The sequence below is a fragment of the Lacihabitans sp. CS3-21 genome, assembly GCF_024343675.1.
In the GTDB taxonomy this organism is placed as follows: Bacteria; Bacteroidota; Bacteroidia; order Cytophagales; family Spirosomataceae; genus Leadbetterella.
Window position 1 is genome coordinate 46761 of record NZ_RJUD01000116.1, and the last position, 12180, is coordinate 58940.

The following is a 12180-nucleotide window of genomic DNA, read 5'->3' on the forward strand; positions in this document are numbered from 1 at the left end:
AAGTTCATGTTTTTTTTATTTAAAAAAATTAACCTTTTGACAATTTAAAAACGATAAATATGCGATTCCTAATTTCATTTTCACTTAAAACAAAAACAGATAATTTAGAAAAATATATAGAGATGATTTAAAGCAATTAAAACAATTAAGGCTATTGAAAAATGAATCAGAATGGTCAAGATAACCAAATGACAAGTATCTATTCCAAATTTTGATAGTAGATTTTTCGAAATATATTTTTTTTTAAAAAACTATTTGATAAAACTAAATAAACCAGTTTTTCAAATTCAAGAAATTAAAGTTATGACAGTGAATAATTATAACATATCAAATACCGAAAAGGAAAGGCTAAAAGCGTTGCTTAACTACAACATTTTAGACACTGGCCCCGAAGCGGAGTTTGATAATATCACAAAATTGGTAGCTTTTATTTGCGAGACACCCATTGCATTAATCTCCCTCGTAGACGAAAACAGGCAATGGATTAAATCTTCGTTTGGTTTTAAACCACAAGACATTCCACGTAAAATGTCTTTTTGTCAGCATACTATAAGCGGAAAAGAGGTTTATGAAATTCCAGATACTTTAAAAAGCGATGTTTTTAAGGAGAATCCATTTGTAGCAAATGCTCCTAGGATAAGGTTTTATGCGGGCCATCCGCTCACAACTCCTGAAGGATACAATATTGGTGCGTTGTGTGTGGTAGATAGAATTCCAAAAAAACTCAACGATGATCAAAAACTTGCTTTGACTACCTTGGCCAAGCACGTAATGTCTATTTTGGAACTTCGAAATAAAAACTTAATTCTACTTGATAAAGTAGAGAATCTCTCCAAAGAGGCCTTAGAAAAAATCACGCTCGAACTTGAAAGCTACAAACTGGCATTAGACGAAACCTCTGGTGTAATTATCAGTGACAATAACGGTACTATCATTTTTGTAAATGATGAAACCTGCCGTACCTCCAAGTACAGTAGAGAGGAATTAATAGGTCAACAAAGTACCATTTTCGACTCAGGTTATCACCCTCAAAGTTTCTTTGACGAATTATGGAATACTATTTTAAACGGAAATATTTGGAAAAACGAAATTAAGAATTTGGCGAAAGACGGTACAATTTATTGGACAGATACCACCATTGTACCCTTTATGGATGAGTCGAAAAAACCAAAGAAATTTGTTTCTATAAAAAGGGATATCACCAAACAAAAACGGGAAGAAAATAGAATCGACCAATTTTTTAGTCTTTCGCTGGATTATTTCTGCGTAGCCAATACCAAAGGCTATTTCGAAAAAATAAGCCCTGCGTTTTCCAGTCAATTGGGTTACACGCACGAAGAGCTTCTTTCAAAGCCTTTCTTTGAATTTATTCATCAAGAGGATGTGGAAAAAACCCAAAAAGAGATAGAGAAATTGGGTCAAGGAATAAACACTATCAATTTCAAAATCAGGTTTAAATGCAAGAATGGTGAATATAAACTCCTGAGTTGGAATGCAACACCTGATAAAGAAACGGGCGTTTTGTATGCCACAGCAAGAGACATTACAGATAGCCATAGAATACATGATGAAAACCGAAAACTGTCTTTAGTAGCCAAAGGCACCAACAACATAGTGGTCATAACCGACAAAAATAGAAACATAGAATGGGTAAATCAGGCATTTGAAGATTTAACGGGTTACACACAAAATGAAGTAATCGGAAAAAACCCAGGAAGTTTCTTACAATTTAAAAACAGTGAAGAGAGTACTATTAAAGCTATAAGGAATGCTATGAACAATCAAGAGACTTTTGTAGGTGAAATTCAAAATATAAGTAAAACAGGTAGACAATATTGGATTGAATTGAACATCAGTCCAGTTTTTAATGAAAACGGTGAACTTCTAAATTACATTGCTATTGAATCTGATGTTACTGAAAAAAAGAAAAAAGACGCCAGCATTTCAAATTTAATAGAAACTCAAAATTCAATTTTCAATGGGGTTGGACATGCTGTTATGTTCTGCAATCCAAGTGGAATTATTCAGAGAATCAACCAAGCAGGCATAGACCTTATGGAATATGCTGAAGATGAAATTGTGGGTAAAATGAGTCAAATAGACTTTCATGATTTTGGCGAGATAGTTGCTCGTTCTATGGAGCTTTCGCAAGAACTTAGCAAACCTGTTGTGCCTGGCTTCGAAACAATCATTGCCAAAACCGACGCCCTCCAAGCAATGGATGGCAATGAGTGGACTTACATTTCGAAATCAGGTAGAAAAATTCCGGTTTGGGTAAGTGTTACTTGCATTAAAAACACTGAAGGAACCATTTTGGGATATTTTAGTGCGGCAGAAGATTATACAGTTAAAAAACAAGTTGAACAAAGCTTGATTGAAGCCAAAAATTTGGCAGAACAAGCAGCTCATGCCAAAGACAGTTTCTTAGCCAACATGAGCCATGAAATACGTACACCTTTGAATGCCATTATTGGCTTTACCGAATTATTGGCACAAAATACATTAGACCCGACGCTCAAGGATTATGTAAACAACATAAACACCGCGGGAGCAAATTTACTGCTGATAATCAATGACATACTGGATATCTCGAAGATTGAATCTGGTCAACTTGTGATAGAATCGCTTCCTATAAACCTAAAAAGTACACTCAAACATGTGTATGACTTATTAAAAGTAAAGGCATCAGAGAAAAACATAGAGTTTAATCTTTTTCTTGATGCTGATATGCCAGAATTTGTAATGGGAGATAAAGGTCGTATTAATCAGATTTTGATGAATTTGGCCGGTAATTCCTTAAAGTTCACCGAAAAAGGAGACGTAACAATTTCGGTTAAAAAAATGGAAGAAACTGAGAAAACTATAAAGTTGCGATTCTCCATAAAAGATACAGGAATAGGTATTCCTGACAACAAAATCAATTCGATTTTCGAACGCTTTACTCAGGCCGAAGCCAGTACCACGAGAAGATTTGGAGGAACAGGACTTGGACTAAACATTGTAAAACAACTGGTAGAACTCCAAAATGGGCAAATAAACGTAACCAGCAAAGTTGGTCAAGGGTCTGACTTCTATTTCATTCTGGATTTTTTAAAAGTAGAAACCCCTAAAAGCGAAAAGGCAACAGAAATTATCCAGCCTAAGGAAGAATCTCTCGGTCATTTGTCTATCCTTTTGTGTGAAGACAACGAGCTCAATCAACACTTGGCCAAAAGAGTGATTGAAAAGTTTGGGTTTGACTTAGATATTGCTAACAATGGAAAAGAAGGGATTGATAGGATATTGATGAAAAACTATGACCTCATACTGATGGACTTACAAATGTCTGTAATGGACGGTTATCAAACTACCATATACATCAGAGAAGTACTCAAAAAAGATATTCCAATTATTGCGATGACAGCTCACTCCTTGGTGGGTGAACGACAAAAATGCAAAGACATTGGCATGAATGCCTATGTTTCCAAACCTTTTAAACAAACAGAGCTTTTGGAGCAAATAAAAGCTGTGGTGCATAAAAAGAGCCATATGGACGACACTAAGGAAGTCTTCCATTCAGTAGAAATTAAAGAAATTTTAGAGCCAGAATTTTCAACTAAAACAGCCAATAACATGGACAATGTTCAAAATGATTCACCTGCAAAAATAGCCATAGATTTCAGTTATATTGAGGAGCTTTCAGGTGGAGACCAAGATTTCAAACATGAGATGGTAAAACTCTTCATTCAGTCTATTCCAGAGGATCTTGACAAACTGGAAGATGCCTTAAAAAACAAAGATTCTACAACGATAGCTAAATTGGCCCATCACATGAAGTCTTCATTGTCGATGTTTAAACTCGACAAAGAAGTGGAGTTTTTGTCAGAGACTGAAAAAAATGCAAAAAACTCGATGGTTAAGGACGAAACATTCATAGAATTTACTGATTTCAAACTTTCTCTGGCTCATGTTACAGGATTATTGATATCTATGAGTGTACCATAATCATCCAAAAAGATAAACTCATTTTTTTTCAAAAAAGAATTTTCAAAATCTAATAGTTCAACAAAAATGGAAGATGTAAAGATAATATTGGCAGAAGATAATGACATGTTAAGGAAATCATTAAACTTCTTTCTCGAACAAAAAGGGTTTAAAGTTGATCAATTTGCCAACGGGCAGGAAGCTTTAGATTCTATTAAAGTAAACAATTACGATCTTATTCTGGTGGATATTAACATTCCCGGCATAAGCGGCATGGAAATAACACAATACGTAAGATCCGAAATGTATTTGGACACACCTATAATCATTTTCACATCTTCCAACGTAGAACAAACAGAGATTGACTGCTTTGATATTGGTGCAGATGAATTCATAGCTAAACCAATAAGTCCATTGGTACTTATTACAAGAATTAATAATCTCTTGAAAAAAAAACGGGCAAAAATTCAATATAATTTGAATTAAAAGGCTCACGTGGTATTTGTATTTTCCGCTGAAACTTCTCAGAAGTTTGAGCTGGACTTTGCATAAGAAATAAACGACAGAAAGACTTTTAAGTTCAAATTAAAGGATAGTTAGTAATCGATTGATAACAAGGGTGTTTTTACAATAAAGAGAATAAAAATGGAAGAATTATGGGAATTTTATTATAACAAAGATTGGATAAAACCATTCTTATTGTATTCTATATATTTCTTTGTTTTCGTTTCTATCACGTTGTTTTCAACCATTGTTGTAATGAGGAGATTAAAACTTAGAAACCAAAAATTAGAGAAGAGATTTACACCGATCATCGAACACATCTTGAGTTTGAATTTATTTGAAAGTGCCTTCTTTTCAGAATTTTCTGCTTATGAAAAACTCTTCCGAAATGGAATTTTCAGAAATTTGATGATGGAATCCATCATCAACCTTCACCAAAACTATGATGGCACTTATGCAGAAAACCTAGAGAATTTCTATATGGATTCGGGTTTGATAAATGATTCTTACAAAAAACTCAATAGCGAACATTGGCAAATAAAATGTAAAGGGATCAACGAACTTGCCGAAATGAATGTGGCAGAAGCTTTTGGAGCTCTGGTAAAAATGTCAAAGTCGAGCAATAAAATCTTAACCATTGTAGCTATAAATGCCTGCATCAAACTAAATGGTTCCAATGGCATTAGGCATTTGGCCCGACATAAACACAGTTTTGATTTATGGACTCAGCTTAATATTCTTGATGCTTTAAAACAAGGAAACCTTGCACATATTCAGGGCCTTGAGTATTTACTTACCTCTAAAAATAACTCGGTAATCAGTTTAGGATTGAAAGCTATTTCTTCCCTTAACTTATCCGAAAAAGCTCCTTTTGTGCAGGAATTGATAGACGATACCACCAATGAGGAAATTCTGACCGAGGCAAAAACCGTACTAAATCGACTAATCGTTCAAAATAACCGCAGTTTAAAATATGAGTTTCAATGAGTTTATAAACATTTTTGTAGATATATACCTGATATTGATATTGCTATATGCGATATTTATTATGAGTTCATATTTAATATTATCTTGTTTGTCAATCATAGAGTTAAAGAGTTATTTGAAAAAAAATAGCTTTGTCAACTATCAAATATTACTTTCTAGCGAATACGCCCCTGCTTTGTCCTTAATAGCTCCAGCCTACAACGAAGGTATGACCATTACAGAAAATGTAAAATCTTTATTATCATTGAGTTATAACAACTATCAAGTAATAGTGGTCAACGATGGCAGCAAAGACAATTCTATGGAGCTACTCATCAGCACCTATGACCTTATACCAGCAGACCAAGCTTATGATGCCAAAATACCCACCAAAAATGTCAAAGCAATCTATCAATCGAGAAATGCAGCTTTCAAAAAATTATTGGTGGTGGACAAAGAAAACGGAGGAAAAGCAGATGCTCTAAATGTAGGAATCAATATTGCCCAAAATCCTTACGTGGTCTGTATTGATGTGGATTGTATTTTGGACCGGGATTCTTTACTAAAACTCGCCAAACCTTTTATGGAGTCTAGCACTAAAAGGGTGATAGCCACTGGAGGCGTAGTGCGAATTGCCAACCAATGTATTATAAAAGATGGCCGATTGGAAGAAATCCATGTGCCAGACAAACTCCTTCCGAGAATTCAAGTTTTGGAATATTTGAGGGCATTTCTTTTGGGTAGGATGGCTTGGGAAAGACTTGACGGACTTCTGCTTATAAGCGGTGCTTTTGGTGCATTTGATAAGGAAATTGCTTTATTAGCAGGTGGATACAACACCAAAACCGTTGGCGAAGACATGGAACTAGTAGTAAGAATGAGGAGATATATGCATGAACACGATCTGCCATATACCGTAAGTTTTATACCCGATCCTTTGTGTTGGACAGAAGCTCCTGAAAGTTTTTCAATCTTTAAAAAACAACGCAGCCGCTGGATGCGTGGCACCATAGAAACCCTATGGACACACCGAAAAATGTTCTTCAATCCGAAATTCAAATTACTCGGATTGGTAAGTGTTCCTTATTGGACATTTTTTGAGTTTTTGGCACCTTTTATAGAATCTGTAGGTCTTATTATCACTTTTATATTTATAGCCTTAGGCATGGTAAACTGGGATTCATTCGTGATCCTTTTACTTTTTGTTTATTTCTATTCCATCATGTTTTCAGTTTTGGCCTTATTGACCGAAGAACTGACCTACCACAAATATGCCAAAATAAAAGACTACCTTAAGCTACTCGAAGGTGCTTTTATAGAACCCTTTCATTTCCATTTAATGTCGGTTTTTGCGGCTTTGGTAGGTTATTACGAAAAAATAAAAGGCACGCACGGCTGGGGCGAAATGACCCGCAAGGGCTTCAGCAAGAAGTAAGTCTTTCTCAACATCATGGTATAAAACCCAACTATTGTTGCTTTTTATAAAATGACTTTTTGAAGTTAGTATACCCATATCTATGATTACTTTTATTTAAAAATGAAAAATCATTTTTAGGAATAAATATTTGATCAAAATCTCTTATTAAATGAACTCAATAAAAGTCTGCATGATGATTTTTCAAATTTAGACTCCGATTTTGATTAAAACAGAAAATTAAATAATTTTGAAAAATCTGAAAATATAGCCTTAGAAAAAAAAGCATGATAAATAACCTGCCAAACTACATAAGCCTAATTTTCGGGCTGACTACATTTGCAACGTTACAGCTTTTCATTTGGGTGTTAAGAAATTCCAGCAATGAAAACACTAGGAAAAAATCAACGACTATTTATATTGGGCTAGTATTGTGGTTGACCATTCAGGCCGTTTTGACGTATAAAAATATCTACAAAACTGGTTTAGATTCTTTTCCACCCAAAATAATGTTAATAGGGATTTTGCCAGCCATTGTGGCAATTATATTAATGTTTACAACCACAAAAGGCAAAGCATTATTGGACAGTTTACCACTCAAAAATTTAACTTATCTGAACATTGTCAGAATTCCAGTTGAGATAGTTTTGTATGGACTGTTTTTGAATAAAGCAATTCCTGAGTTAATGACTTTTGAAGGAAGAAATTTCGACATTATTGCCGGAATAACAGCACCTTTTGTTGCATATTTTGGCTTTATAAAACAACAAATAAGTAGAAATATAATTCTTATTTGGAATTTTATCGGTCTTATACTTTTGACAAATATTGTTGTACATGCTTTGCTTTCAACGCCTTCACCATTACAAAAATTGGCATTTGAACAACCCAATATCGCAATTTTAAACTTTCCTTTCAGTTGGTTGCCAACCTTTATTGTTCCCATTGTATATTTAGGTCACTTCGTTTCTATCATACAATTGTTAAAATCTAGAAGAGATTAACTTAGCCAAATCAATAAAACAACGGTAAATAAAAACTAAATTTAATTACAAAAAAATAATTAAAAAAGTTTGTGCAACTCAAAAGTTGCATATATATTCGCAACCTAAAAGTTGCGTAATTAAACAATGAAACAAGACATTTTCCAAGCCATATCTGACCCAACACGCAGGGCTATTTTAACTTTAATTGCCATTCAAGCATTAACTCCAAATGCCATGGCAGAAAAATTTGAAATGAGTAGACAAGGTGTTTCAAAACACATTAAAGTATTGCAGGAATGCGAATTGATAAGGCCTGAGCAGTCAGGCAGAGAGATTTATTATCATTTTAATCCAAAAAAAATGCAAGAATTGGACAATTGGATAGCACAATTCAGGAAAAATTGGGAAACGCAATTTAATCAACTCGATCAAGTATTATCAACATTAAAAAAAACAGAAAAATGAACAGTAATTTACTATTTGACTTCACAGTTGACAAAACTGCAAAAAAGGTATTTATCACACGAGAATTTGATGCCAACCAATCGCTGGTATGGGACGCTTTTACCACCGCAGAAATCCTTGACCAATGGGTAGCTCCAAAACCCTGGACATCAAAAACAAAATACATGAATTTTGAAGTTGGAGGACGAAGATTCTATGCTATGGTTAGCCCAGAAGGTCTGGAACGGTGGGCAATTCAACAATACACTTCCATTAGCCCCAAGACCAACTTTAAAATGTTTAATACTTTTGCTGATAAAGATGAAAACCCTGAATCGTCGGGATCTGATTGGGATTATACCTTTAGCGAACAAAACGGAAAGACAAAAGTCAGTATTGTTGTTTATAATGAATCACTAGAACGAATGGAGAAGATGATTGAAATGGGTTTCACCGAAGGATTTAAAATGTCCATGATGAATCTAGAAAATCTATTAGCCACTTTATCTGAAAAATGAGTGAGTTACAAAAAAATAACAAATTCTATTCTAAAGAATTGGTATTCAATTGAACGTAGAAGAACCAATCGAAAGCCTATACTTATGCCCAAAGCGAACTAAAAAGAGAAGGAATTAAGCGTTTATAATTTACAAACCCAAGCCAGCTTAAATATTTTGGTTCATACTAAGTGAAAATAAAATTATTTCTATTACGAATATGGGATATGGTATGTAAACTATAAAATATGTCTAGGTAGAAATAAGTGGGTTTTTACCAAATTGACTTTAACAAGACAAGAATTTCAGTCAAATTACTTGGTTTCAAAGGTCAAAATAAACCTTATCCAAACCTTTAATAAGGAATTGGCAGTGCTAAAGTGAATCAATTCCGTATTGAATATGGAAATATTACTAGGTATAAACATTCAAATACTTGGCCTAATAATTAAGCAAATTAGTCTTAGAAATTTACCATCAAATGAGTACTTTTACTATATCGGAATTTACAGGACCATCGAGCCTAAACTTAACGTAAGATTTAAAAACAAATAAATAGAAAAAAGACAGTGATAACTATTGATAATTATTTAGATAGCCATTACATACATAGAAGCAACTGGTTGAGAGCTGCAGTTTTGGGAGCAAATGATGGAATAATTTCGATTTCGAGTCTTGCCATTGGTGTGGCCGCTGCAAGTGTTACGCGAGAACCCATCGTATTAGCCACTGTAGCAGGTCTTGTCGCAGGTGCATTGTCAATGGCTGCAGGTGAATATGTCTCGGTAAGTTCACAAACTGACACTGAAAAAGCAGACATCGAAAGAGAAATAAAAGAGCTGGAAGAAATGCCTGAAGAGGAACTCCAAATATTGGCTCAAATCTATGAAAGAAGAGGCCTTAAAAAAGCAACTGCTATGCAAGTTGCCATAGAATTGACCGAAAAAGATGCTCTGGCTGCTCACATAAGAGACGAGTTGGGTATAAATGAGATCAGTCAGGCCAACCCTATACAAGCAGCCTTGGCATCTGGGGCTTCATTTACTGTTGGTGGTGTTTTACCACTTTTGGTCATTCTTTTTGCCCCTATCATTGGCATGGAATATTGGCTTTATAGCTTCACAATAGTTTTCCTAGTCATTTTGGGTGTCATTTCCGCCAGAGCTGGTGGTTCAAGTATCCAAAAAGCCATTCTCAGAATTACCATTTGGGGAACAATAGCCATGGGCCTATCTGCTTTAGTAGGCTATATCTTTGGTGTTAGGGTGTAAATTTCTTATAACCAATGCCTTTGCTTCTATTAAGGCACATAAATATTCATAGGAGATTCATTTATACAGGTTTTTAACATTTAGAAGAAATCGCATAAACTAACCAATTGAATTTCAATAAATGAGCGGTTTGACAAGCTTCTTATTTTCATTTTACGAATCATGCTTTTTTCCCTCAAGAATACAGAAAGCTTGAGTTAATAGGCATTTTAAAAACTGGTATCATCTATACTGCATTTTTGACCATTAATAAATTGGCCAATCTATTCGTCAAACCATTTTCTGAAAACCAAACTTCTGTCACCATGGTTGACATTTGTAAAACTACTGAACAGAATTGTATCGAAGTAAAAGAGAAATTAGAATAAATCACCACCCGATAATTTAGCCATTATAAGCATATTTCAATTCTTCCTTTTAATCTATCATCGGTGAAAAATAACATTAGGCAATCCTATTTTCTAATCGAATTTTCCACAAAAATTAGCATTTTTTGTAGTTGTAGTTTGGATTAATGACATTTACAAGATGTGGACCAAATACCGCCTCAGAAGAACCAAGCCCGGCTGGGTCTCTGAAATACAAGAAATATACGAGGACAATATCCTCAAAGAAACCAGTGAAAAAAGTATGAGCGATGCCCATGCCAAGATGATACTCAAACATGGCGACTGGCAAAAAGTGGAAGTGATAGAGCCCAATGGGTCTGTCGTGATTGAAATGGTAAGAGTTATGGAACCCCTTGGCCAACAAGGATATATACCCATAAGCCGAACCACAAAAGAACGCACGCTAAGGAAATTTAGAGATAAATGACTTCATCTAATCACATGAAATTTCTAAAAGCGACCAATTAATAATTGACTAGATTAAAATTTCCTTAAATATAAAAATAGCGGCTACAACGATTTCATGTAGCCGCAATATATAAAATCAAAAATTTGTACTTAAAGCTTTGGCATCTCCAATAGCTTTACCCAAACTAGCCTGAGTGAGTTCTGGTGCAATATCGAAAGGCTGAGCATTTATAAAACCAATGATATAAATGCAAAAAAAACGAAATCCATAGGCAAAAAAGACAAATTAAAAACCAAATCATTCGTCATTCATAACAGAAAAAATATTTTTGTCCAATTCCGCTATTTATTTAAACTAATTTAATACAATTTTAAATTTTCAATGGTCAGGATATCAAATGTTTTTTGCAGTGTTATCTTTGACATACTAATACTTTAAAATGGGCCAAAACCCAAATCATGAACAGTCAACAAGAATACCATCAATTATTTAATACCAAACCACTTATTCCCTACCTTCAGGTAGTTGAATACCACCAACGACAACATATTTTTGACCTTATTGTAGCCGAAAACATTGAGTATAGATATCTCAATGGCTCCTGCGAAGACCGTACACATCTGATTTGCTTATTGCTCAAAAAAGCTGGTTTTGATTCAGGAAAAATCTGGAACTTTGCTCCCGCTCGTTACACATTACTTTCGAACGAATTATTTCAAATCCAAGACCCCTTGGGTATTTCCAATCCACTATACTGGGGTTTTCATGTGTCGCCTTATATTCTTTCATACAATCAAAATGGAGACTTAGAAACCCTGATTTTTGACTTGTCCTTTGACACGAAAAAATTCTTGTCGATAACCGAATGGCAGGCCATAATGAACTGTCCGCGTGCATTGTATCTACAAACCGACCTCGAACACTACCTGTTTTATTCTATAGAAAGTTATTCATTACGCAGTGCCAAAATCGGCAATAATCCTGTGTATAACATTCCGGCCATACAGCCATCTATCATCACAGGTGATTTTTGGAAATTAGCTCCAGACGAAACTTTGGTACAAAATGGATTGGCTATCAATGACTTGGCCATGTATATCTACAATACGAAATCCAAAATGAATGCCTCTGAACAAAAGTATCTTTCAGAAACGCTAACCAACATCGACTGGCTCGATGGATTTGTTTTTTGCCCAAAACCAAAGGACATTTCACATCAACTTCACACTGAATTACTCGGTTTTTATAAAACTAGATTTGAATATTGGGAAAGCAAAATAAAGGAACTTTCGTAAAATCGGAAATTGAGAGAAATCAGAACAAATCCCTACTATTGG

10 protein-coding genes are annotated in these 12180 nt (G+C 34.6%); all 10 read left to right on the plus strand.

Annotated elements, in window-relative coordinates; all coding sequences use genetic code 11:
* The first annotated feature begins 303 nt into the window (after positions 1–303).
* The 10 genes from EGI24_RS21585 (at position 304) to EGI24_RS21630 (ending at position 12138) form a co-directional block, all read left to right on the plus strand.
* Positions 304–3984: a PAS domain S-box protein gene (locus tag EGI24_RS21585; protein WP_255050718.1), complete on the plus strand. Its 3681-nt coding sequence runs from the start codon at positions 304–306 to the stop codon at positions 3982–3984.
* Positions 3985–4050: 66 nt separating this feature from the next.
* Positions 4051–4449, plus strand: coding sequence for a response regulator transcription factor (locus EGI24_RS21590; RefSeq protein WP_255050719.1), 399 nt, complete (start codon positions 4051–4053; stop codon positions 4447–4449).
* A gap of 273 nt (positions 4450–4722) precedes the next feature.
* Positions 4723–5454: a hypothetical protein gene (locus EGI24_RS21595; RefSeq protein WP_255050720.1), complete on the plus strand. Its 732-nt coding sequence runs from the start codon at positions 4723–4725 to the stop codon at positions 5452–5454.
* Positions 5455–5569: 115 nt separating this feature from the next.
* The gene (locus EGI24_RS21600) at positions 5570–6868 is read left to right on the plus strand and encodes a glycosyltransferase family 2 protein (RefSeq protein WP_255050721.1); all 1299 of its coding nucleotides are present in this window, start codon (positions 5570–5572) and stop codon (positions 6866–6868) included.
* 266 nt (positions 6869–7134) lie between these two features.
* Positions 7135–7851 carry a hypothetical protein gene (locus EGI24_RS21605; RefSeq protein WP_255050722.1) on the plus strand — a complete coding sequence of 239 codons (717 nt, stop codon included), beginning with the start codon at positions 7135–7137 and terminating at the stop codon, positions 7849–7851.
* A gap of 126 nt (positions 7852–7977) precedes the next feature.
* Positions 7978–8298 carry a helix-turn-helix transcriptional regulator gene (locus EGI24_RS21610; protein WP_255050723.1) on the plus strand — a complete coding sequence of 107 codons (321 nt, stop codon included), beginning with the start codon at positions 7978–7980 and terminating at the stop codon, positions 8296–8298.
* Positions 8295–8795, plus strand: a complete 501-nt coding sequence (locus EGI24_RS21615) for an SRPBCC domain-containing protein (protein WP_255050724.1) — start codon at positions 8295–8297, stop codon at positions 8793–8795. The genes EGI24_RS21610 and EGI24_RS21615 overlap by 4 nt, the downstream gene beginning before the upstream one ends.
* A 548-nt stretch (positions 8796–9343) precedes the next feature.
* Positions 9344–10045 carry a VIT family protein gene (locus EGI24_RS21620; RefSeq protein WP_255050725.1) on the plus strand — a complete coding sequence of 234 codons (702 nt, stop codon included), beginning with the start codon at positions 9344–9346 and terminating at the stop codon, positions 10043–10045.
* Positions 10046–10573: 528 nt separating this feature from the next.
* Entirely contained in the window at positions 10574–10861 is a 288-nt protein-coding gene (locus EGI24_RS21625; RefSeq protein WP_255050726.1) for a hypothetical protein, read from the plus strand.
* Positions 10862–11301: 440 nt separating this feature from the next.
* On the plus strand, positions 11302–12138 hold the full coding sequence (locus EGI24_RS21630) for a protein-glutamine glutaminase family protein (protein WP_255050727.1): 837 nt from the start codon (positions 11302–11304) through the stop codon (positions 12136–12138).
* The last annotated feature ends 42 nt before the right edge of the window (positions 12139–12180 follow it).